Below are 25,649 nucleotides of genomic sequence, written 5' to 3'. Positions count from 1 at the left end.
AATATTATTATGGGTTACGATTTATTTACAAAGCTGAAAAAACTTAAAGTTACTGTCAAAGTAATAAACAATAATCTGGATGTTAAAGCTCCCAAAGGTGTTTTAAATGAAGAACTATTAAAGGAAATCAAATCAAAAAAGGAAGAATTAATTGATCTGGTGAATAAATATGCCAAAGATCAGGTTAATGAAAGCCATGCTATTCCCGTCGCACCAAAAAGCGAACATTACCCGTTATCTTCTTCCCAGCTTCGATTATGGGTTCTAAGTCAGATTGATAAAGCAAACTTCTCTTATAATATTCCCGGAATTCAGGTTATCGATGAGGCATTGGATACTAATGCTTTTATGCTGGCCATTCGTGATTTGATTCATCGTCATGAAGTTTTAAGAACTGTTTTTAAAACCGTAGAAGAGGAAGAAGTAAGACAGTTTATTATAGCTCCGGAAGATTTTGAATTTCCTTTTCAGCAAATAGAAGTAAATGGTGATGAAGAAAAATTAAACGAAATCCTGACCGGTATAAGTAATACTGTTTTCGATCTTGAAAAAGGTCCTTTATTCAAGGGAGCTCTGGTAAAAGTTACCAATGACAGATTCGTTTTTGGATATAACATGCATCATATTATCAGTGATGGCTGGTCTATTGGGATCATGATTAATGAATTGCTTAAAAACTATGATGCCCGACGAAAAGGAGAAACAGTACAGAGTCATCCTTTGCAGATACATTATAAAGATTATGCTGTATGGCAGCAAAAGCAATTAGCAGACGAAGTGTTCAATAAAGAGAGAAAGTATTGGCTGACTCATCTGGAAGGTGATTTACCGATACTATCGCATTTTGGAGATTTCCCCCGTCCGGCTATCATGAGTTACAATGGAAATGTGACAAGAAAGGATATACCCGCAGCTTTGTATCAAAAGTTTAAATCCTTTTGCAGAGAAAATTCAGGCACTTTGTTTACAGGCTGTCTCAGTCTTATCAATGTGTTATTACACAAATACACCGAACAGGAAGATTTTATTGTTGGGAGTCCGGTTTCAGGCAGAACACATAAAGACATGGCCGACCAGATTGGATTTTATGTAAACACCCTGGCACTTCGAACACAATTCGGAACCACTAATTCTTTTGAAGAGGTTTTTCAGAAAAATAAAAGGGTAACCTTAAATGCAATTGAAAATCAGAATTACCCTTTTGATGAATTAGTGAATCATCTCAACCTAAAAAGAGACCTCAGCCGTAGTGCTTTATTTGATGTTATGATTGATATTCAGAACGAAAATCAGAGCAACGATCAAAAAGCAGGTACATCCTATAACGAATTATTAAACGGAGGGGTTAGTAAATACGATTTAACCTTTACGTTCATAGAAAAGTCAGATTCACTAACGGTTGAATTAGAATACAATACCGATATTTTTACCGGAGAAACAGCAGTCGGATTCTTAAAAGATTTAGAAAATATAGTAGAAGCAGTAGTTCAAAATCCGGTGCAGAAAATTGGCTCTCTTCCTTTGAATATAAGCAAAAGAACAGCTCATTCTAAATTAGAATCTCCTGAAGAAATTGTGACAAACGAAGAGATAACGTATACGCTGCCTTCAACTCCGCTTGAAAAAGCATTGGCCGGGTTATGGGAGGAAGTTTTAGGAATTTCGCACATCAGTATGGAAGATAACTTTTTTGATTTGGGGGGACATAGTTTAAAAGCTTCCAGGTTAATTAGTAAAATTCATAAAGAGTTTCGTGTAAAACTACAGCTAAAAGATTTGTTCATTCATACAAGTTTAGCTTCTCAATACGACTTAATAACCAAAGAACAAGAAGTTGATTATAGTGAAATTCCTGTATTGGAGAAACAAAATGGTTACCCGCTTTCAATAATGCAGCGTCGTTTGTGGATCCTGAGCCAGCATGAAGCAGCCAATATTGCCTACAATATGTCCGGGGCTTATGTATTTGAAGGCGAGCTGGATTTCGATGCGTTAGAGAATGCATTTGTACAGCTGATAGAACGTCATGAAATTTTAAGAACCAGCTTTAAAGAAAATGATCAAAAAGAAGTGTTACAGTACATTACACCACTTGAAGACATTCTTTTTACAATAAAAAATACAGATCTGAGCCAGGCCAACGAAACAGTTCTCGAAAAACATTTGTTTGAAGATTTGTCAGCTCCTTTTGATTTGTCTTCAGGAACTTTGTTAAAAGCCAGTATCTACAAACAATCTCAAAACCGTTGGGTATTTAGTACCGTAATTCATCATATTATTAGTGATGCCTGGTCTATAGAAATCATTGTAAAGGAGTTGTTGCAGCTCTACAACAGCCTGGTAACCGGCGTTCCGTCGGCATTAACTCAGCTGCCTATTCAGTACAAAGACTATTCATCATGGCAGCTTACAGAGCTAAGCGGTTTTAGATTGGAGTTGCATAAAAACTATTGGCTGAATCAGTTCAAAGGCGATTTACCTACTTTAGATTTATCAGCAGGAAAGCAGCGTCCTCTTATAAAAACATACAATGGAGGGTTGTATACTAAGTTGATTCCCCGTTCTTTAAGTGACAAATTCGATGAGCTTCTTAAAACTCAGGAAACTACGTTGTTCATGGGATTACTTAGTGTAGTCAATGTACTGTTTTATCACTATACACAACAGGAAGACATTGTAATTGGAAGCCCTGTTGCAGGAAGAGACCACGCTGATTTAGAAAATCAGATTGGTTTTTATGTAAATACATTGGCACTTAGAACTCAATTTTCGAAAAGGGACAGTTTCAATACGATCTTGTCTCATGTGAAAAAAGTGGTTCTGGGAGCACATGAACATCAGTTATATCCCTTCGATGATCTGGTTTCTTCCTTGGATATTCCAAGAGATATGAGTCGTAATCCTCTGTTTGATGTACAGGTTATTGTTCAAAACCAACAAGTATCAAACTCCAAAGGAATGGAGAATTTATCGGTTAACGAATATCAGGGAAAATTACCGGATTCCAGTGTGTTTGATTTGGTTTTTAATTTTGCTGATTCTGAAAATGGCCTAGCGACCAGTATCATTTACAATAGTGATGTTTTCGACTCAGAAAGGATAGAACAATTTGGAAATCACCTGGAGCAGCTATTAGTAGCTTTAGTACAAAATGCAGAACTGCCGGTACAGGAATTGAAATGGTTACTAAAAGAAGAAGAACAGTTTTTACTTGATTTTAATTCAGAAACATTGGACTATGATACATCTAAGAACGTCTTAGATAGGATCAGAGAGCAGGTCGAAAAAAATCCGGAAGCGATAGCGGTATCTTTTGAAGGAAATCAATTGAGTTATTCCGAATTGGACAAACGTTCCAATCAACTGGCTCATTATTTATTGGAAGAGTATCAGATACAACCTAATGATTTTGTTGGAATGATGCTCGATCGTTCCGAATCGATCTTCATTGGTATTTTAGGAATATTAAAGACAGGAGCAGCTTATGTTCCTATAGATCCCGATTACCCGGTTTCCCGAAAAGAATATATCCTGAAAGATACCAACGTAAAGGCCCTGCTTACACAATCCGATTATATGTTTGATCTATCGTATTATGAGGGCGGAATATTCGCCATGGATGTACAGCTGGACAGTCTGGCAAATCCAACAACTGCTCCTGAAATAACAGTTTTACCGGATCATTTGGTTTATATCATTTATACTTCGGGATCTACAGGAAATCCAAAGGGAGTTATGGTAACCCATGGCAACCTCCAGCATTCTTTGGCACCACGAGGCAATACCTATTCGCCAATAAAATGCTTTTTGTTATTGTCTTCAGTTGCTTTTGACAGTTCAGTCGCGGGGATATTCAGTACGTTGACTACAGGAGGAACATTATGTATCACCAGCAGCTCAGACATTGCTAATGTTAATTTTATCGCAGCTCTTATTGTTTCTCAAAAAGTAAGTCATTTATTAACAGTGCCTTCGTACTATAAACTGCTTTTGAATGCCTTATCAGATAAAGAATCTTCTATTGAACAAGTTACGGTAGCCGGAGAAACTTGTCCGATAAGTTTAATCGAAGATCATTTTAAAAGCAAAATAGGTCAATCAGGCTGTGATTTGTTTAATGAGTATGGCCCAACAGAATGTTCGGTTTGGAGCAGCGTTCACCAATATGAAGAAGGAAAACCGGTGACAGCAACTATAGGGAAACCTATTGCCAACACCCGTATTTACATCTTAAACGAAACAGAAGATTTAGTTCCGCTTGGTGTGATTGGTGAATTGCATATTGGAGGCAACGGCGTAACCAAAGGATATTTAAACAATCCCGATTTAACGGCCCAAAAGTTTGTAAAAGATCCTTTTAGTGAAGCAGGCTTAATGTATAAAACAGGTGATTTAGGGAGATGGAATTCAGCTGGGGAAATCGAATTTTTAGGCAGAAAAGACAATCAGGTAAAAGTGAGAGGATATCGTATCGAACTGGGTGAAATACAATATGCTGTTGAACAGTACAGCCTTGTAGAAGCTGCGATTGTTTTAGTAAAAGAAAATAAAACGGGTGATAACGAATTGTATGCTTATCTGTTAGAAAAGGAAGCAATAAACACCTCAGATTTAAAACACCATTTAAAAGATTTGCTGCCTTCTTATGCCGTACCCGCTCACTTTATTACTCTGGATGCATTTCCGTTAACACCAAACGGAAAAATAGATACCAAGGCACTATTAGAAATTGGAGGCTCAGAAACAGGAAGAGGAGCAGCATATGCAGCTCCGCAAACAGCAGAAGAAATAGCCTTAGTAAACATATGGGAAACCGTTCTGGACAAGAAAAAAATTGGTATAAACGATCGATTTTTTGATTTAGGAGGAGACTCTATCAAAGTGTTGAAAATTGTGAATGGTATTTATAACGAAATGCAGTTGGAAATTACGATTTCAGATATCTATACCAATGATTGTATCTCGCAATTATCAGATTTTATAAGCAACAACAGAGCCTCACTGGACGTTAAAAAAACGGCTGTTACAGAAACCGGGAACCAGGGATTAGAAGCTATTGATTTCATAAAGAACAGCGTTTTAGCATCTTTAAATGGAAACGATGCTGATGCCGTTGAAGACGTTTACCCAATGAGCGACATTCAAAAAGGAATGATCTATGAGTCATTGAAATATGAAGGAGCGAGTATATATCACGATCAGATGATCAATCACCGTGAATTTAAAGATTTTGATGTTTCGGTTTTCAGAAAAGCCATGCAATTAATGACTGAAAAGCATGAAATTCTGAGAACAGGATTTAATTTGCAGGATTACGATCAGGAAGTTCAAATCCTATACAAACAAGTTGAAATACCGGTTGTGTATGAAGATTTGTCTCAGTTGCAGTCTTTAAAAGAACAGGAAAATGTTATCGCGGCCTTTCTGCAGTCAGAATTGCTCCATCCGTTTGATGTGACTCAGGCACCATTATTTCGTATGGCTGCTTTTAATCTGGGCAATGATACAATTGTTTTTGTTTCGCAATGTCACCATGCTATTATAGACGGCTGGAGTGATTCATTATTACTCACGGAAATCAATAATGTATACCTTAAATTACTTGAAACTCCTTCGTTTAAACCTGCTAAATTACAATCGAGTCATAAGGATTATATGCTGCATCAGTTGCAGGACAAGCGAAAGGAAGAGACTGCAGCATTTTGGACTAATGAATTAAACGATTACAACAGACTGGATCTGTTTACCGAAAAAGAAACAGATGATTTTAAATTGTTCAGCTTTGAAAAAGAAGAGTTAGCAAAAATTGAAAGTCTAAAAAAGGCTTACGGTATCAGATTAAAAGAACTGGCTTTAAGTGCCTTTGTGTATACTTTAAAATTATACTCGTACAGCAATGACATCACAATTGGTCTGGTTGTAAATACAAGACCTGCCTTACCGGATGCTGATGGAATGTTAGGCTGTTTTCTAAATACAATACCTTTCAGACTTGAAGTGAATCGGGATTTAAGCGGTGAAGATTTACTGTTGTTAGTAAAGCAAAAACTGATCGAAGTAAGTAATTTTTCGGACATGAGTTTGGCCAGTATCGCTTCTGTTACTAATGAGATTAAAGGAATGAAAAATCCTTTCTTTGATATCATTTTCAATTATGTTGATTTTTATTCTTATGATGCATTAGAAGAACAATCTAAGGAAAAAGAAGCGTCGTATCTCGAGAATCGGGAATTAACCTTAAACGGAAAAGGAGTTACCAATACATATTTCGATTTTACCGTTAACAATACCAATAACGCGGCATTGTTTGACTTTGCACAAACCAGAGCGCTCGTTAATAAAATTGAATTGTCTGAAATAGAGTCCGTTTACAAAAAAGTTTTCAGATACATTGTTGAGCATCCGGAATCTTCATTAAAAGAACTGGATCATTTATCCGATGAGGAAAAGGAAATTTATGAGAATAAAAAGCAGCATGATTCTGTAACCGAAAACGAAGATCAGACCGTATTGGATTTATTTAAGAGACAGGTTCTTCTAAACCCGGGGTATCCGGCGCTGCACCATAATGGTATAAATATCAGTTATGCCGAATTAGATCAGAAATCGAATCAGTTAGGAAACTATCTTAAAAAACAAGGTATAGGGAAGGAAGATTTTGTGGCAATACTACTGGACCGTTCTATAGAAATGCTGGTTTCAATTTTTGGAATCATAAAAGCAGGAGCAGCCTATGTTCCTTTAGACGAGGGGTATCCACAGCAAAGAATTGATTTTATTTTAAAAGATACAGCCGCAAAAGCTATAATTTCTAAGCCGTCTCTTTTAGAAAATTTTTCAGAAGAATCCTTTCCAAAAACGATATTAATTGACACAGACTGGGATACCATCACTCAGGAAAGTGTAGCAGAAACAGATCATAATCTTACTTCAAATACTTTAATATACAGTATATACACCTCTGGAACAACAGGAAATCCAAAAGGGGTTTTTATTGAACATAAAGGAGTACTAAATCTGGCAAACTCGTTAATAAAAAGATATAAAATACAGAAAGAAGAGAAAATTTTAGCCTTTTCTAATTATGTATTTGATGCTTCAGTAGAACAAATTTTTATTGCACTAACCAGTGGAGCAACTCTAGTGTTATGTGATAAAGAGGATTTACTGGATAATGAAAAATTTGCGGACCTTTTGATGGAAAAAGAGATCACACATATAGATGTAACGCCAACCTACCTCGAAAATGTGATCCCAAATAAATACCATCTGAACAGAGTTGTGGTTGGAGGTGAAGAGTGCTCAATAAGTCTAGCCAGGAAATGGGCAGCTCACACTGACTTCTACAACTCTTATGGTCCTACTGAAACCACCGTATCTTCGACGATATATGCTTACGACAAAGAAAATGATAAAGATCTAAATCGCCTGCCAATTGGAAAACCAATTGATAATACGACTATTTACATTTTAGACAATGCTTTGCAGATTGCAAAAACCGGAGTCGTTGGTGAAATGTACATTGGAGGTATCGGAGTTTCCAGGGGATACATCAATCAGGAAGCACTTACCAAAGAGCGTTTTGTGACCAATCCTTTTGCCAAAGAAGAAACCTTATATCGAACGGGCGATTTATGCTGCAGGCTAGCGGACGGGAACATTCAGTTTTTTGGCAGAGCCGATGATCAGGTAAAAATCAGAGGTTACAGAATTGAATTGGGCGAAATCGAAAATGCATTTCTTCAACAAAAAATAACAACTTCTGTTGCGGTACTGGCCAAAGCAAACAAGTTAGGAGAAAAAGAAATTGTAGCTTATCTGGTGCCTGATGAACATTATGATGTAAAAGATATCCGAACCAGGTTAAAAAGCATTTTACCTTATTTCATGATTCCTTCTTATTTTGTTCCGGTAGAAGAAATTCCATTCACAAAAAGTAGAAAAGTAGACCGAAATAAATTATTAGCCATAGAAATACACAAAACGGATAGCCTCAGAGCGCTTGTTCCGCCGGAAAATGAAACCGAAAATACGATCCTTCAAATATGGCAGGACATTCTGGAAAAAAGAGACATCAGTGTTATGGACAATTTTTTTGAAATTGGCGGATATAGTCTGAAGGCAATTAAGCTAAAGGCAATGTTACGAAGAAAATTAGGCTTAGACATTTCGATAAAAGATCTTTATAATGCGCCAACGATCAGAGAATTAGCTCAGGGTAAAAAAGCATCCAATGCTGCGGTGATCCATTTACATGCCGGAGATCCTCAAAATACAATTTACTTCATACCGCCAATTCTGGGTAATTCTATAATGTACCATCCTTTGGCAAAAGTATTAGGGAATGAGTTTAATTCGATTGGTTTGCAATACAAAGGATTAGAGCCTGAGGAAGAGCTTTCTCAGTCTATTGAACAAATGGCAAGTTATTTCAGCGCAGAAATTAGAAAACGTCAGAGCAATCAGCCGTTTGTGGTTTTGGGATATTCAATGGGTGCTTCAATTGCCTTTGAAGTAGTTAAAGAACTGGAAAAACAATATGATGCCATTGAATTGGTTTTGGTGGACAGACCAACGTCTCTAAATGAAAGCAACGATACGGAGCATATTGACCAACAGGCCAATTGGCTGCTTGACGAATATCAGAAGGGTATTGATTTAAGTAAAGACCAAAAAGCAAGTGTTTTGTCTTTTATGAAAAACAATCTACAGATAGACAATCAATATACACTTCAAGGTAAAATCTCCAGCACTATATATGTTCTTGAATCCGCTGAGAATGAATTAAAAAGTAATATGAAGGACTGGCAGGATTATACCAATGGAGCGTTAGTGCACGATTATCTGCCAGGGACACACTGGGAGGCCTTCAATGGGAATAATTTAGACAAGTACGTTGAAATTTTTAAAAGTATCATTCAAAAAACAAGTATAGAAACCAACTAAAACTGTAAAACTAAATAATCAAACAGAATGGAAAACACAGAAAAGTATTATTTTAAACCAAATGTAATTATTGGACCATTAGTAGATAAATGGTATGCATGGACACACTTAATTTCTCCTGCCACAGCAGCAATGAACATTGTCGAAAGGCATTTAAAAATAATGAACTCCTATATTCAAGCTCCCGCAATTCATGAGGCTGCCGTAAAAAATCCTAAAATGTTAGGAGGACCTTTTATGGATTATGAAACCCGAAGAGTAGAGGAAGTCAAAGAACTAAAAGCTGAAATTCTTGAAAAGCAGGCAAACGCAATACAATTATCAGACGCTATAAAAGAATTGGATCAGTTGCTAAAAACCAAAGCAAAAGGAGCATCTTTAGAACCTTTGTACAAAGAAGTTCCGGAAATATTAAAAGGATATGTAGAATTGGTTTACGATTTAAACAACCATCCGTCGTATCGTTTCTTTGAGTCCTTATTGTATAACAGCCCTTTTTATTCCAAACATTCTCAATCCATTTCTTTGTGGGAAACACTAAATGATGAGCGTCCTTTTTGTTTGAGTACCCCACAATTAGAAGATCCTAAGGTATTACAGTTGGATATTCCGTTTGATCATAAAGGAATTGATACATTAAGCAGAATGAAGAGAAATCCGGGATCTATTGAGGCCGTTGCCGAAGAATTGGGTGTTCGCGAAGATCAAATGGAACTGTTTAAAACTTTCTTCACCAAAAAAGAACATCCTGCTTATCAAAAATATACAGGAGACAAAGCCAGAATGCGCTATTTGGGGCATGCCTGTATTTTAATTGAAACCAAAGACGTGAGTATCCTTGTAGATCCTTTAATTAGTTATTACGGCTATGAATCTACAGTAGAACATTTTTCAGATATTGACCTGCCGGATGTTATTGATTATGTATTGATTACACACAATCATCAGGACCATATTGTGTTAGAAACTTTACTGCCGTTAAGACATAAAATCAAAAATCTAATAGTTCCCGTAACCACCAGTGGAGCACTTCAGGATCCAAGTATCAAATTAGCGTTTCAAAGTATCGGATTTAAGAATGTCATAGAAATTGATGAACTGGAAGAAATAAAATTTGAAAATTGCACCATTACCGGACTTCCGTTTACAGGAGAACACAGTGATCTTAATATCAGAGCAAAATCATGTTTCCATGTTGCGATCAATGAGCTAAGCTTCTTGTTTGTTGCCGATTCCAGAGTAATGGAACCTAGATTGTACGAACATATTCATAGAGTTAAAGGCGATGTAGATGTATTGTTTTTAGGAATGGAATGTGCCGGAGCACCGTTAAGTTGGCTATACGGCTGTTTAATGACAGAGGCGATTAACAGAGAAGACGATCAGTCCAGACGACTGGCGGGCTGCGACAGCGAAAGAGGTTTGTCGTTAGTTGATATTTTTAATCCAAAAGAAGCCTATGTCTACGCAATGGGAATGGAGCCTTGGTTAGAATTCATCAGCAGTATCAAATACACAGAAGAATCTCTTGCCATTATTGAATCAAACCGATTGATAAATCACTGTGCAGATAAAGGAATCATCGCTGAAAGATTATTTGGAGAGAAAGAATTGTTATACGATTATGAATTAAAAAATGAATTAGTGACAAGTTAATTCCAAATTGAATCATAACAGCATAACCTATGTGAGACCTTCTTTTGATTTTTTTAAAGAAGGCTCTCACTTACCAAATTATAAAAGCAGATGAATAAAAAGCAACTATTCTTATTACATTTCGCCGGTGGCAGTATATATTCCTTTGAGTTTCTGAGATCATTATGCACCGATTTTGAAATGATACCGCTGGAACTTCCCGGAAGAGGAAAAAGAATCAAAGAAAAACTATTGACTTCCTATCCGGACGCTATTAAGGACCTGTTCTCACAGATAACCGATAAACTTAACGGGAGCCCGTTTATCGTTTACGGGCACAGTTTAGGTTCGTCTTTGGGGTTGGGAGTGACCGATTTATTAGAGAAAAACAACACTCCGCCCCAATGTCTGATCGTAAGCGGTAATGCCGGACCCGGAATTGCAACAGAAAACAACAGATCTGATCTGGAGCGTGACGATTTCATCAGCATGCTTACCGAATTGGGTGGGATACCGGATGAGTTATTAAAAAGTAAAGAACTACTCGATTTTGTATTACCCATACTTAAGGCCGATTTTAAAATAGTTGAAGAAGATTTTTTCATTGAAAATACCATTGTAAAAGCTCCCATTGTGGCCATAATGGGGAACTCAGAGAAATATGTAGATCGGATAAACAATTGGAGAAAGCACACGTTTTCCGGTTTTAACTCCTATGTACTAAAAGGAAATCATTTTTTTATACTCGATTATGGTGATAAATTGAAAGAAATTTTTGATATTAGTTTTAAGGAATGTACAAGTCTTAATTATAATAATGTACAATAGCCTTGCTAAAAAACAAACCAATTATGAAAACAACCAAAACTCTTATTACCGCTGTTATGATACTATTAATTTCAATTGGCAGTATGGCACAAAACAAGAAAAAAGAACAGGCCGAAAATCAATTGACGATTACCGGAATTACCGGACAATCTATCAAAGAATCGGCTGATGTAAATAATGTTGGAAAGCTAATTGCAGCAATCAGCGATCAAATCGTAAAAGAAAAGCTGGCACCGGCTAATACGAGCAGTTTATCTTATATGCTCAACAGCAAAGAGTTTATAATAAACGGAGAGAAGCAGAAGCCGGAAGTACAATTGAGATATAAAAATAAATATATCGGAGACCATACGAAATGGAATATTTGTAAAAACTTCAAGACAAAATAAAATTTATCACTAGCTGAATTTTCTTCTTTAGTATACATTCTGCTTTTACAATTCAGAGTGATTATCCTATTCTTGAAATATAGCGATCCTTTAAATTTCTTAAATTTTATCAATTCAAAAGAGCTTGAGTTTACATATCGTATCTCTCACAGGCAATCTTATTAAATACATTAAAAAAATAATGAAGTATAATTATATGCATTTAAAATATATCGCTTTACTATGCATGTTTGTTTTTCTGGGTAATTCAGTATACGGACAAAGTTCAAAAGCAGCGGGTAACGAAATATACAAACAAGTGTCAGCAGCATCCATTTCAGGAACCATTATTGATGCTGAAAATAAAGAGCCTGTTATTTTTGCAACCATTCTTTTGTTGAACGATGAGCAGGAAACATTAGTAAAAAGCGAATTGTCTGAAACAAAAGGAGAATTTAATTTTAAAAACCTGAAAAACGGAAACTATAAAATTAAAATTACCCATGACGACTATAAAACGTTTAGTACAGGAATTATAAGCATTAAAACAGACAATCAAAAAGAAGTACTGCCTATAGAATTGTTTAAAATAACAAAAAAGGAGAGCTTAAAAGAAGTCGTAATACTTAAAAAGAAAAAATTTGTTGAGACTAAAATCGATCGTACCATTTTAAATGTTGACGCTTTAGAATCTAACTCAGGAATTACCGCTTTAGAATTATTAAAGAAAGCCCCGGGAACCAGTATAAGCGATCAGGGAGTTGTAAGTCTGAATGGAAAAGCAAATGCGACCATTTTTATCGATGACCGTCCAACCTATCTGTCAGGTGCCCAACTTGAAAGCTATTTAAGCGGATTAGCTTCAGATAATATTGATAAAATTGAAATTATGACCAATCCGCCTGCGAAATATGAAGCAGCAGGAAATGGTGGAGTGATAAATATCAAACTAAAAAAGAGCAAAAAAGAAGGAGAAAACGGAAGTGTTATTTTGGGTCTAAGGCAGCATAAATTTACAGAATACAATGCCACGTTTGCGTTGAACAAAAAAAAGGAGAATTACAATATCTTTCTGAATGGAAATGCAGGTTACAAAAAACGCTTTCAGGATCTTTATATCAGCAGAAATTATACCGATACAGGCAGCTACAGCAAACAGGAAAACAATAATGTAGGAGATGCTATAGCAACAAATCTAAGGTTTGGTGCAGACTATAATCTGTCAAAAAATACGGTAATCGGAGTCTCTGCAGATGCTTCAATCTGGAATGGAAATGATCTTGATAATAGTTTGAATTACCTTTATAACAGAAAACAAACTACAGATTCCATTGTAAAAACATTAGGCAGCTCAGATGCTAAATCTGTAAACAGCGGAATAAATCTGAACATTAATCACAAGCTTAACGAAAAAAGCGATGTAAGTGCCAATTTAGATTACTTACTATACGATTCTTTTCCCTATCAGGAGTTTAAAAATTCGATCATTTTTTCGGATGCAAATAAAAATTATTCCGATATGCTGGTGGGAGGAGCAGCTTCTAAGGTTTATATTTATTCAGGAAAAGCAGATTATTCCAATCAGCTGACCAAAAAAACAAACCTGCAGACCGGATTCAAATACAGTAATATCAAGACCAACAATAAGAGTGAGTATTTCGATATCGTAAATGATATTTCGACTCCAAATTTAAATCAGAATAATAAATTTCTATACAACGAGAAAATAACAGCTTTATATGTAAGTTCCAACACAACTTTAGACCGACTTTCGGTACAGTTAGGACTCCGTTATGAAAGTGTAAAAATTGTAGGAGATCAGTTAGGAAACGAAATAAAACCGAGAACAAAAAATACAACCAAGTACGACAATTTATTCCCAACCTTATACCTGTCTTATAAGCTCGATTCTTTGGCTAATAACACAGTAGGAATCAATTACGGAAAAAGAATCGACAGACCATTTTATCAGGATCTTAACCCTATGGTTATTCAGGTTGATAAATTGACATTTTACAAAGGAAATCCCTATCTGCAACCTTCAATTACAAATTCCGTTGAAGCTTCTTACGCACACAAAAGCTTATTGAATTTTACTCTTGCCTACAGTAAAATTGACAATCAGATCATGGAAACTATAGAAATTATAAACAATGTCTATTACAGTATGCCCGGAAACATAGGAAATACTCAGGTAACCAATCTTAGCCTTAGTTCTACATTTAATATTGCTCCATGGCTAACTTTTACCGGAAATGCACAAGTATCGTATACCGATACCAAAAGTGATTTTTTTGGAGGTAAACTCCATACGTACGGTTATAATTTTAGAATCGATCCTGTGTTGCAAGTAAAACTGAAAAGAGATTACAATATAGAACTTTTTGGACGCTATGTTGGGAAAGCTTATGTAGCACAATTTGCGCTGGATCCTTACTGGTTTCTTGATGTGACAATCAGCAAAAAACTTTCAAACAGAAGTTCACTTAAAGTAATCGGGATGGATATTTTCAGAACCTATATCACCAAAGGACAAATTAATAATCTGGTCAATGCAAATGCTGACTTCAGGACATTATCGAATACAAGACAGGTCAGACTATCGTTTACCTATAATTTTGGAGATAAGATGACTACTCAGGAGAGAGAAAATAACAGTATCGATACCGAAAAGAACAGAATCAAGTAAATTATAATCGTCTGTTTTTTCTAGTTGCTGATTTTGACTTAGCATCTAAAAACAGAATTTAATTTTCAAGTTAATTTCAGAATCCGAATTTAAAAAGGGATACAATCTCTTTAAGACTTTATCAACCACAACAAAAACTTTTAAGATGTTTAAAATATCACTAAAAAATTCAATTCTTCTGGCAACCTATGCTTTGCCAAATACAATTCTTAGTTTCGGAATAGTGTACATTATAAACAATACTTTGTCAGGCAACAAGTCGTTTATGACGGATTATACCGGAATGGTTTTTTTTGCAATTGTAGTATATACCTATCTGCTGAACATCATTTTTCAGAAAGGACTTAATGAGTTTTCCTTTAAAATGTTATACGACAACGAAAAAACAATATTCTCAAAAATACTTCAAACCTCACTGATAAAATTAGAGAACTTAGGTTCCCAGCGTTTTTTTACCGTTGTTGAAGATTTACGGGTATTTGGGCTTTTACCTTATACCGTAACCCATACCGTAAATTCGGTTTTAATGTTAGTGCTTTGTTTGATCTATATGTTTACCATCTCGGTAAGTTCTGCTCTTATTGTGGTAGTATTAATTATAGCCGTTGCCGCTTCCTATTTTGTAGTAATCAATTCCATGTCTAAAAAAGTAACCAGTCTCAGAGAATACAATGACGATTATTACAAGTACGTGGACGATGTTATGAAAGGATTTAAAAAACTAAAACTGAGCTTTTTCAGAGCTGAAAATCTAATGAATAGATTTTTAATTCCGAATCGGGATCAGGCCGGTGAATTAGACTTTAAAATCAGTTATATCTTTTTGTCCATTAATCTTATTAGTCAATATGGTTTATATGCCATTATCGCAACTATTTTGTTTGTATTACCGTCATGGGGATTATTGAGTCAGTCTGATGTGATAGCATATGTAGTAATTGTTTTATTCATCTCAGGACCTATAAATAACCTGATCAATCTGCAGCAGACCTATACACGTTTTATCGTGGCCAATAAAAGAATCAAGGATTTCTTAAAAGACTTTGAAGTAGATGAAGATGTAAAAAAACAATTGCCAATAGACAACACTTCTTTTGAAAGTATCGAATTTAAAGACATACATTTTTCATACAATAGCGATTCCAACGACAGTGCTTTTGCATTAGGACCAATAAACTTAGAAGTTAAGGAAGGAGAGACCATCTTTATTGTTGGCGGAAACGGTTCCGGAAAAAGTACCTTCATCAATACCTTCACCGGATTATACACGCCTTCTAAAGGAGAGATCCTTTTAAATGGAAAAGAAACAGAGTCCGGTCAGGAAAATCAAAATTTAATTGCAGCCGTGTTTACAGACGATCATATATTTTCTCATAATTATGAAGAATATACCGTTGAAAACAATCCGGAATACAAACAGTTATTAGAAATGATGAAGCTGGACAAAGTCATCTTAGATGATAAAGAAAGTTCTGCCAGAAGAAAATTTTCTAAAGGACAAAGTAAAAGAATGTCCTTGATTTTTGCCCTAATGGAGAAAAAACCAATCCTTGTTTTAGACGAATGGGCCGCCGATCAGGATCCTTATTTCAGAAAATTTTTCTACGAAGAACTTATCCCAAAGTTAAAAGCAGAAGGCAAAACAATCATTGCTGTAACACATGATGACGCTTATTTCCATCTGGCAGACCGAATTATAAAATTTAATTACGGCAAAATTGATGCTGAGGTAAAAGTAGATAAATCAAAAGAATACAGTAAAGAGCTTTTCTGGGCATAATAAGGTGTACAAAGATAGCGCACAGATTAAACAGATTCGCTAAAGCGAAAACACGGATTGACGCGGATTTTTTTATTTGTTTTTGATAATCTATAATACAGTGTAAAATAGAGCTCCAAAGGAGCAAGATATATATAGCAAAATTATCCAACACCAAAAACAAGCTCCGGAGGAGCGAAATATCTATAGCATCCGGAGGAGCAAGGCAGGTATAGCTCCAGCGGAGCATAATATTTATAGCAAAATTATCCATTACCATAAACAAGCTCCGGAGGAGCAAAATATCTGTAGCATCCGCAGGAGCGAAATATTTATGGCATCCGAAGGAACGATATATTTGTCGCGTTATATTTCATTCAGAAACATTGATTTATAAAATTCTGAATAAAAATGTACAATGTATTTCCTAACACCAACCCTACGTTAAATAATACCTCTTTTTTTAAGTTCCGGATTGGAAAAATCAATTTGTTTAATTCCTAAAAATTAAACGAAACAAGACATCATTTAGTTCTAATTGCGTAAAAATATTTTAAAATGAAACTCACCCTTCCTCAGCAAGATGTTTATTTCGAGCAGTTATTATATCCCAATGAGCCCATCTATAACATTGGGGCTAAGATTAAAATTAAAGGCCAAATAAACCATGATGCATTTCAAAAAGCATACATTGCCTTAATTGATCAGCATGATTCGTATAGAAGTATACTTACCAGCAAGCACGAAAATGTTCGGATTAAAATTGTAGAAGATCATAATTCAGCTCTGGGATTTGTTGATTTTTCTTCATCTGCAGAACCTTTCGAGGCAGCAAATGTGTACATGCAGGAAGAGTTTGCAAAGCCGTTTGATTTATTTGGAGAGCATCTTTTGCATGTTTTTACCCTCGTTAAAGTTCAGGAAAATTTTCATTATTTATTTTCCGTTTACCATCATATTATAACTGATGGCTGGGGTACGTCGTTAATGTTCCAGAGGTTGGTACAAAATTACAATGAGATTCTCGAACATGGGAAAATTCAAACCGTATATCCGTTTAGCTACAAAGACTTTGCAGTTGATGATGCCGCTTATCAGCAATCAGAATCGTACCATCAGGACAAAATCTACTGGACCAAAAAGTTTGAATCCTTACCTCAGAATCTGTTTGATAAATTAGAAGATAACATTCAGATCAATGAAAGTGATCGCAAGGAGTTAATTATCAAAAGAGAGGTATACAATCAGTTAAATTCGTTAGCAGTACGTTACAGATGTTCTACTTTTAATGTCATTCTGGCTATCTTGTACGCCTATTTTGGCAGAAAACATCAGAACAATGATTTTGCCATCGGACTACCGGTTTTAAACAGAAGTAAAGCCAGTTACAAAAAAACAGTTGGTCTTTTTATGGGCGTTTCTCCTTTAAGAATTTCGATCGATTTTAACGCCACTTTCGAGAATTTAATTGCAGAAATAAAAACTACTTTAAGACATGATTATCGCCATCAGCGATTCCCGTTAGGAAAGTTAATTCAGGAACTTCAGGTTTTTAGTGAAAAAGAGAGACTGTTTAATATTACACTTTCTTATGAAAAACAAAATTATTCTAATGATTTTCTTCATACCCACACACAAGTAATTCCGCTCACACATAAATCTGAACGCGTAGCTTTAGCCATTTACATCAGAGAATTTGATGAAGATGAGGATGTGAAAATTGATTTCGACTACAACTTGAATTATTTTACAGAAGCACAAATCACACAGGTCGTTCATCACTTCGAAAACTTAGTTCACGCCATTTTAGATGCTCCTGATCAAGTTCTAAAAGAATTAAACTATCTGGGAGAAGACGAAAAGCGCCAAGTTATCGAAACATTCAATACTACAAAAGTTGACTATCAAAAAGAGAATACAATTCTGGATGTATTTCAGGATCAGGTGATAAAGTTTAGTACAAAAGAAGCCCTAAAAGACAATTACAAAAGTTATACCTATGCCGAACTGGACCAATTATCTGGTCAGATAGCCGAATACTTAATAATCAATTATGGACAAGAGGACAAATCACCGATAGCCGTTTTATTAGGGCGGTCGGCAAATATTGTCATCGTGTTACTGGGAATACTCAAAGCGGGTAGAGCTTATATTCCGCTAGATCCGTCATTCCCCGGGGACCGATTGAATTACATTATAGTAAACAGCCAGATTAAACTGCTTATCAATGAAAAAGACTATGTGTTGCATACAGATGATGTGGTAGAGGTACTATCTTTAGAGACAATCTTAGAAAAAGCAGCGGGATTAGAAGGAAAACCATCCCTGAAAGTTTCCCCTAATGACACCGCTTACATCCTTTACACGTCAGGTTCAACAGGCAATCCGAAAGGTGTTGAAATAGGGCATCAATCTCTGTTGAATTTCCTCAGCAGTATGCAGCAGGAGCCGGGTGTGAGGCCAAGCGATGTGTTTTTTTCGGTTACAACTTACTCTTTTGATATTTCAATTTTAGAATTCTTTGTACCACTATTGTCGGGAGCTGCTTTGTATATTGCCAATCAGGAAATTTTAGGGGATCCGGTGGTTATTATCCAAAAAATAGAGGAAATCCAACCCACAATAATCCAGGCAACGCCAAGTTTTTACCAAATGCTCTTCAATGCCGATTGGAATGGAGACAAACGCCTAAAAGTACTTTGTGGAGGTGATTTGTTAAGTGAAGCATTAGCCGAAAAGTTAATCAGTCATAGTTTAGAAGTCTGGAACATGTACGGTCCGACGGAAACCACCATTTGGTCGAGTTTAAAAAAACTGGAACATGCGAATGAGGCATCAAATATTGGAAAACCAATACACAACACGCAAATTTACATACTGGATTCGTTTTTAAGTCCAAAACCAATCGGAACTCCCGGAGCAATTTATATTGCCGGTGATGGACTGGCAAAAGGATATTATAAAAATACCACACTGACTCAGGAAAAATTTATAAAAAATCCGTTTCAGGCGAATGGTTTATTATACGAAACCGGAGATGTAGGCAGATGGAATGACAAAGGAGAAATCGAATTTTTAGGACGAAACGATAATCAGGTTAAAATTAGAGGATATCGAATTGAACTGGGAGATATCGAATCGCATTTGAATCAAATTTCCGGAATAAAAGAATCGGTCGTAATTGCAAAAAAAGGGAATCAACAGGAAGCTTTTTTAGTAGCGTATGTAGTAAAAACGGAAGAAAGGACAGATACAGGAGAAATTGTAGCCACATTAAAAATGAACCTTCCGTACTATATGATTCCAGGCACAATTGTTTTTCTGGAGGAGTTTCCGCTAACACCGAATCAAAAAATTGACCGTAAGAACTTAGCGCAAAGAGCCATCGAACATCATACAATAAACGATGATTTTAAAGCACCTGAATCTGATCTGGAAAAAAAGTTAGCCGGATACTGGAAAGAAATTTTAAACAGTAAAAAAGAAATTAGTACCAATGACAATTTCTTTGCACTTGGCGGACATTCCCTAAACGCAGTTAAACTTGCGGGGTCAATAGCAAAAAATCTTGGGTACGATGTTAACCTGAAAACGGTTTTCGATTATCCCACGATCAGATTAATGGCAGATTATTTAGTGACTTTAAAAACCAATGACAGACAGGGCATACCATTTACAACTTTAAAAACTGATTTTGCAATAACACCTTCACAGCAAGAATTATGGGTAGCTTGTCAGGATCGGCCAAAATCGATTGCTTATAACATGGTAGCCGTTTTTGAAATTAATGGGACCGTATTTCCGGATAAAATCAACAATGCAATGTCTCAGTTAATTTTTGAAAATGAAATTCTCCGCACCAATTTTGAAGAAAGCAAAGGAGCTGTTTTTCAAAAAACAGGAAAACAAGAGGATATCGATTTTAAGATCACTCAGCTGCAGATTGATAACGAACAAAAAGAGCAGACTATTCAGCGATACATAGAAACACCGTTTGATTTAGAACATGATGTATTGGTGAGAATGCTGCTCGTACAAACGGGCGAGACAACATCATCATTGGTTTTTTGCACCCACCATATTATTATGGATGGAGTTTCATTAGAGTTTTTTACCAAAGAATTTATTCAAAAATACAATCATCCTGATTCCGTAATTAAAAACTCAGGTATTCAGTTTAAAGACTATACGGCATGGTTAGCTTCTGAAAATGACGACAAAACCACTTTCGATTTTTGGCAAAGATATTTGGATGGGTACAGTATCAAAGAAACGATCAATAGAGATTTTAATTTAAACGGTCCATTGCAAAATGGAGCGTATTATGATGATGAGTTTACCATTGAAGATACTAAAGCGTTAAAAAAATTCGCTCAGGAACAAAAAAGTACAGTTTATAATACGATTATTTCGCTTTTAAATGTGCTCATTCATAAAATTAACGATCATAATGATATTGTGATTGGAACCGTTAATGCGGGAAGAAACAATGCTGATATCGCAACAATGATAGGAATGTTTGTAAAAACACTGCCGCTTCGTGTTCGGTTAAATGAAGATATAAGTTTTTTAGAACTCTTAAAACAAGTTCAGGAAGACGTTCTCTTACTAAATACACATCAGGATTTTCCATCACAACTCAAAAAAGAAGCGCTGTTTGATGTTTTAGTAAGCTATCAGAATCCCGATTTTTCTTTTCAGGAAACGATTAAAATGGATCATGCCGAATTAAAATACGTGACTTCCGATACCAATTACAGCAGATTTCCTTTATTGTTTAATTTTTTTGAAAGCGGCAATGCTCTAAAAGTCAGCGTTTCATACGATAAGAATAAATATGAAGAAATCAGCATACAATTTCTTCTGGCCACTTTTAAAAATTTGTGGTCTCAGATAATAGAGAACCCTTCAGTTAAAGTATCAGAAATTGAATACCCTTTAGTGAATACAGCGAAACTTCAGGAAACCGATTTTGACTTTAATTTTTAAGCGCTTTTAACGATTAAAAACCAAATACTTTTGATACATATTTATTACTCCTATCTGTCTGAAGAAAAACATCAGAGCTTGCTGCAGAATGATTTACCGAAATTTCCAGCCGATTATCAGGATAAAATTAAGCGTTATCGAAGATGGCAAGATGCACAATTATCGCTTTTAGGACGGATACTCTTGTTTAAAGGAATCGAGGAAACGTATAAGCAGAAGCCTGATGCGAAAGAGATCATGCAAACCCTTTATAACAAACCCTATTTTGAAGATAATCCGGTTCTTTTTAATATTTCACATTCAGGAGATATTGTAGTTTGCGCCTTAAGCGATCAGCATGAAGTTGGGATCGATGTGGAGATTATAACCGATATTGAAACAGCTGATTTTAAATCGCAAATGACAGAAATAGAATGGAATAAGATCGTCCTGTCTGACAATAAAAAAGAAGCTTTTTTTGAGTATTGGACACAGAAAGAAGCCGTTCTAAAAGCCCAGGGACATGGTTTGATCGTTCCGTTGAAATCATTTGAAGTTTTAGATAATACAACCGAAATCAACGGAGAAAAATATTATTTAAGCGAAGTAAAAATAGATAAAAACTACAAATGCCACATCTCTTTAAAAACAGATGGCACAAAAATTTACCTGAAAAGAATCATACTATAAACCTAACAATTTAATTCAACCAAAATGAAAAAAATAATGAGCCTGTTTTTATTACTATTGATTGTACCAAACTTTGCATTTGCTCAAACAAAAGCTTTTACGTTAGAGAAAGTAAAAACCTTTTTTCCCGAAGATCAAAATCTCTCCAAAGAAAATATAGAATGGGCATTTTTAACTGTTCCTGAAAACTGGGATAAACCAACAGGAAAAACAGTTAAAATTGCAGTGGCTGTTTTAAAAAGCATCTCAAAAAGTAAAGACTCAAACCCGGTAGTATACATCGATGGAGGACCAGGATCAGGTGGTATAGAAGGAATATGGGCCTGGCTAGACCATCCGTTGAGAAAAAACAGCGACATTGTCTTGTTTGATGTGAGAGGAACCGGACGCTCCCTGCCAAAATTCTGTCCGGACCTGGGGAAAAAATTCTTAGAAATATTAGCAAAAAATCAAAGCAGTACACAGGACGAACAGCAAAAAACGATTGCATCATTAGAATGTAAACAAGATTTACTCAACAGAAATATTGATATAAGCGCTTATAACAGCAGCTCCATCGTAAAAGATTTAAATGCCTTAAAAAATGCTCTGAAATATGACAAATGGAATGTTTACGGGGTTTCGTACGGTACTTATACCGCACAGGTTTATGCAAATGATTTTCCTGAGGACATTAAATCATTAACACTGGATTCTTCCATTTCAGATATTTCTCAATATTACAATCGCAATACAGAGAATTATATGAGCAGCCTTAAAAAGGTTTTTAGTGCCTGTAAGGAAGATCCAAATTGTAATCAACAATATCCTAATCTTCAGGCTGCTTACTATGAAACCATTGAAAAACTGGAAAAAAAACCTATCACCGTTAAGGTCGATCAAAGAATAATTTCGAGTGGGACGTTTACTTATAATGCAGAAGATTTTAAAATTGCAATTCAACAGTCACTTTATCAAAAAAGACTGATAGAAGTAATTCCACTATTAATTACCGAATTTAATAAAGGAAACAAAAGTACTTTAAGCTCGTTAGTGGCAGCTTTTTCAGGAGCTTTAGGCTTAGATTATGGGCAATATTATTGTGTGAGCTGTAATGAAGCAGTGCCAAACAATTCGATTTCAGAGTTTAATAAAAATGCACGTAATTATAAAGAACTAAAAGGAGGGCTATCCTTTTACAAATCAGATTTCGCAGTATGTGATAAATGGAATTTAGGAGCAAATAAACGGCCTGCCTTGGTTAATTTATCCAACCTGTCCAAATTAACCATCCCCGTATTAGTATTTGCAGGAGCATTTGATCCGATAACACCTGCGTTAAATGGTAAAATTACAGTTGACAGGTTTAAAAATGCATTTTTGGTAAACGCCCCAATTTCAGGTCATACCCCGGGTTTTTCATTAGTGGGAGTTCAAATCGCCGAAGAATTTATAAAAAATCCGCTTCAAAGACCAAATACCAGGGAATTTGATACCGATAATAAAGTTCATTTTGTGACCAATATAAAAATAAGTGCAGGAATTTCGAATTTTGCCAATAGTCTAAACGAGTTTAATTTACTCTTTTTTGCGCCTTTTTTCACTGCTTTGATTATCGCCTTACTTTCCATTTTTGCATATGTACTAATTAGAAAAAGAGAAGAGAAAACGGCCGATAAAATTTTGAAATCCTTAATTATAATCACCTCTTTATTAGGTTTGTTTACTCTTATTGGATTTGTTTTAGCGATAAACTACACAGCCGAAAACAACTTTTATATACTAGCGTTCGGAATACCAGATCAGTTTAATTACCTATTTATAATACAATGGATCTTCATAGTGTTTACCCTGATTTCGATACTTTATTTTATTCTTAAACTTAAGTTTATTTCGAATACGGGAGTTATGGCGACAATTTTGTTTTCGTTGCTACTGGTAGGTATCTACTTCCAGTATTGGGGATTTCTACTTTAATAAAAGAGCTTAAAGTTTCACGCAGATTGAGCAGATAATAGAGCAAAAAAAATCTGCTTAATCCGCAAAATCTGCGTGAAAATAAACAGAAGAGGTTGTCAGATACAATTTGACAACCTCATTTTTTAATAATACAGTTAATAAGGTTTTTTATAATTTCGTTTGCTCGACAATTGTATTCTTGGAGTATAGACGTTGATCGAAGGCAGTGATACAATCAATTATTATTTTTAAAAACAAAATAAAAGAAAGAGGATTAAGTTTGATATAGATTGATTTCTTAGATTTGTATAGCACCGTAAAACTATTTAATCATGCCATTAATTGAACAATCAGAATATAATCTGCCTTCTATTATGCATCGCAACAGGCATATTTCTACCATTTATGCTGCTTTGTTTAAAAAGTATGAAGTTCCCGAATATACAAGAGAAAAGCATGAATTAAGTGACGGAGATTTTATAAACATCGATTTCCTTATAAACAACTCTAAAAAAGCAGTCATTTTATGTCATGGTTTAGAAGGTGATTCGCGCAGAACTTATAATAATAGTTGTGCTGCTTATTTTCGAGAGAAAGGCTTTTCTGTTTTTGCATGGAACAATCGCACGTGCGGAGGCGAGATGAATCGTCTTCCACGACTTTATCATCATGGTGCCATAGATGATCTTGACGAAGTGGTTCGGTTTGTTTTTCAAAAAGAATTTGAAGATGTCTATTTGATAGGATATTCAATGGGAGGAGTGCAGCTTCTGAATTATTTAGGCTGGACTAAAATTGATAAGCGTATAAAGGCAGCGGTTTCAATTTCGGTACCTACACATATTGCGACAAGTGCCGCTGTACTCAAACAAGGTTTTAACAGAGTTTACTTAAAGAACTTTACCATTGATATCAAAAGAAAGCTGAAATACAAGGCAGCTCAGTTTCCTGATTTTATAAACCGCGATCAGATAGATAAAATTTCGTCGTTTGACGAAGTTGATCAGTACTTTACAGCACCGTTGCATGGCTTTGCAAGTCGTGATGATTATTATCAGCGTGTTTCTCCTGAATTCTCCCTTCAGAATATTACCACCCCCGTTTTAATTATTAATTCATTAGACGATCCTTTTCTGGGAGAAAGATGTTATCCCAGAGCCATAGCGCAGGACAGCGCCTATGTGTATCTGGAAACACCAAGATATGGTGGGCACTGTGCTTTTCCATTACGTGACTCAGAGTATTCCTATGCAGAGAAAAGAGCTTACGAGTTTTTTGAGTCGTGCAGAGCGCTTACATAGTATTTTTATGAATCTTAATTGAGTTTCGATAATTCATTTAGTGTATCACTTAAGAAAGATTAAGTATATAGTAGTAGATTCGTTTACAATTCAGATAATATACAACCCGACAGGTTTTCAAAACCTGTCGGGTTTGTTTTTTACTACCTATATATAAGAAGTGATTCTGTCCAGCTGAGCGAAAATGCAAGAAAAGCAGTTTCTGTCCGGCTGAGCGAAGTCGAAGCCATCAGGTTTGTAATTTGAGATTCTATACTATATATAAGAGTAGTTTTTTTGTCCAGCTGAGCGAAAATGCAAGAAAAGCAGTTTCTGTCCAGCTGAGCGAAGTCGAAGCTTTATCCCGCTATCCGCTTCAATCTTTTGCTTTTTAAAGGAAAAATCAAAAGGATTTCCACTACTATCGGGGCTAGGGTATGGGTTTTCAAAAGAAATAAGGCAAGAAAAACAAAAACTTCGCGCCTTTGCGTCTTTGCGAGATTAGTAAGAAACCAGTAAAAATGGGGCTTTGTATCTAGTAGTTTCAT

The 25,649-nt window shown here is 35.5% G+C and carries 11 protein-coding genes; 10 read left to right on the top strand and 1 reads right to left on the bottom strand.

Annotation, left to right across the window (positions count from 1 at the left end; all coding sequences use genetic code 11):
* The first annotated feature begins 9 nt into the window (after window positions 1–9).
* The 10 genes from BHE19_RS21560 to BHE19_RS21515 all read left to right on the top strand — a co-directional run bounded on the left by BHE19_RS21560 (window position 10) and on the right by BHE19_RS21515 (window position 25,122).
* Entirely contained in the window at window positions 10–8,946 is an 8,937-nt protein-coding gene (locus BHE19_RS21560; protein ID WP_070908819.1) for a non-ribosomal peptide synthetase, read from the top strand.
* Window positions 8,947–8,973: 27 nt separating this feature from the next.
* Complete coding sequence (locus tag BHE19_RS21555; protein ID WP_070908818.1) at window positions 8,974–10,602, top strand: MBL fold metallo-hydrolase; 1,629 nt, start codon at window positions 8,974–8,976, stop codon at window positions 10,600–10,602.
* A gap of 90 nt (window positions 10,603–10,692) precedes the next feature.
* Window positions 10,693–11,409, top strand: coding sequence for a thioesterase II family protein (locus tag BHE19_RS21550; protein WP_070908817.1), 717 nt, complete (start codon window positions 10,693–10,695; stop codon window positions 11,407–11,409).
* A 23-nt stretch (window positions 11,410–11,432) separates the two neighbouring features.
* Window positions 11,433–11,798 carry a hypothetical protein gene (locus BHE19_RS21545; protein ID WP_070908816.1) on the top strand — a complete coding sequence of 122 codons (366 nt, stop codon included), beginning with the start codon at window positions 11,433–11,435 and terminating at the stop codon, window positions 11,796–11,798.
* A 181-nt stretch (window positions 11,799–11,979) separates the two neighbouring features.
* Window positions 11,980–14,466, top strand: a complete 2,487-nt coding sequence (locus BHE19_RS21540; RefSeq protein WP_083342623.1) for an outer membrane beta-barrel family protein — start codon at window positions 11,980–11,982, stop codon at window positions 14,464–14,466.
* A 145-nt stretch (window positions 14,467–14,611) separates the two neighbouring features.
* Complete coding sequence (locus BHE19_RS21535; protein WP_070908814.1) at window positions 14,612–16,246, top strand: cyclic peptide export ABC transporter; 1,635 nt, start codon at window positions 14,612–14,614, stop codon at window positions 16,244–16,246.
* A 537-nt stretch (window positions 16,247–16,783) separates the two neighbouring features.
* A complete protein-coding gene (locus tag BHE19_RS21530; RefSeq protein WP_070908813.1) occupies window positions 16,784–21,214 on the top strand; it encodes a non-ribosomal peptide synthetase in 4,431 nt (1,476 codons plus the stop codon).
* Window positions 21,215–21,244: 30 nt separating this feature from the next.
* Window positions 21,245–21,883, top strand: coding sequence for a 4'-phosphopantetheinyl transferase family protein (locus BHE19_RS21525; protein ID WP_070908812.1), 639 nt, complete (start codon window positions 21,245–21,247; stop codon window positions 21,881–21,883).
* A gap of 24 nt (window positions 21,884–21,907) precedes the next feature.
* Window positions 21,908–23,839, top strand: coding sequence for an alpha/beta fold hydrolase (locus BHE19_RS21520; protein WP_070908811.1), 1,932 nt, complete (start codon window positions 21,908–21,910; stop codon window positions 23,837–23,839).
* A 314-nt stretch (window positions 23,840–24,153) separates the two neighbouring features.
* Window positions 24,154–25,122 carry a YheT family hydrolase gene (locus BHE19_RS21515; RefSeq protein WP_070908810.1) on the top strand — a complete coding sequence of 323 codons (969 nt, stop codon included), beginning with the start codon at window positions 24,154–24,156 and terminating at the stop codon, window positions 25,120–25,122.
* 338 nt (window positions 25,123–25,460) lie between these two features.
* Here BHE19_RS21515 and BHE19_RS22930 read toward each other — a convergent pair.
* A partial coding sequence (locus tag BHE19_RS22930; protein WP_070905703.1) for a hypothetical protein occupies window positions 25,461–25,649 on the bottom strand: 189 nt, incomplete at its 5' end.

This window comes from Flavobacterium tructae (genome assembly GCF_001853485.1).
GTDB lineage: Bacteria > Bacteroidota > Bacteroidia > Flavobacteriales > Flavobacteriaceae > Flavobacterium > Flavobacterium tructae.
Note: the sequence above shows the minus strand (reverse complement) of the source record. Positions and strands in the feature narration are given on the sequence as shown.

Bases quoted from the DNA above. Each gene is read 5' to 3' on its own strand.
- BHE19_RS21535 (WP_070908814.1), top strand. From the start codon at position 14,612: ATGTTTAAAATATCACTAAAAAATTCAATTCTTCTGGCAACCTATGCT.
- BHE19_RS21555 (WP_070908818.1), top strand. From the start codon at position 8,974: ATGGAAAACACAGAAAAGTATTATTTTAAACCAAATGTAATTATTGGA.
- BHE19_RS21560 (WP_070908819.1), top strand. From the start codon at position 10: ATGGGTTACGATTTATTTACAAAGCTGAAAAAACTTAAAGTTACTGTC.
- BHE19_RS21545 (WP_070908816.1), top strand. From the start codon at position 11,433: ATGAAAACAACCAAAACTCTTATTACCGCTGTTATGATACTATTAATT.
- BHE19_RS21515 (WP_070908810.1), top strand. From the start codon at position 24,154: ATGCCATTAATTGAACAATCAGAATATAATCTGCCTTCTATTATGCAT.
- BHE19_RS21540 (WP_083342623.1), top strand. From the start codon at position 11,980: ATGAAGTATAATTATATGCATTTAAAATATATCGCTTTACTATGCATG.
- BHE19_RS21530 (WP_070908813.1), top strand. From the start codon at position 16,784: ATGAAACTCACCCTTCCTCAGCAAGATGTTTATTTCGAGCAGTTATTA.
- BHE19_RS21520 (WP_070908811.1), top strand. From the start codon at position 21,908: ATGAAAAAAATAATGAGCCTGTTTTTATTACTATTGATTGTACCAAAC.
- BHE19_RS21550 (WP_070908817.1), top strand. From the start codon at position 10,693: ATGAATAAAAAGCAACTATTCTTATTACATTTCGCCGGTGGCAGTATA.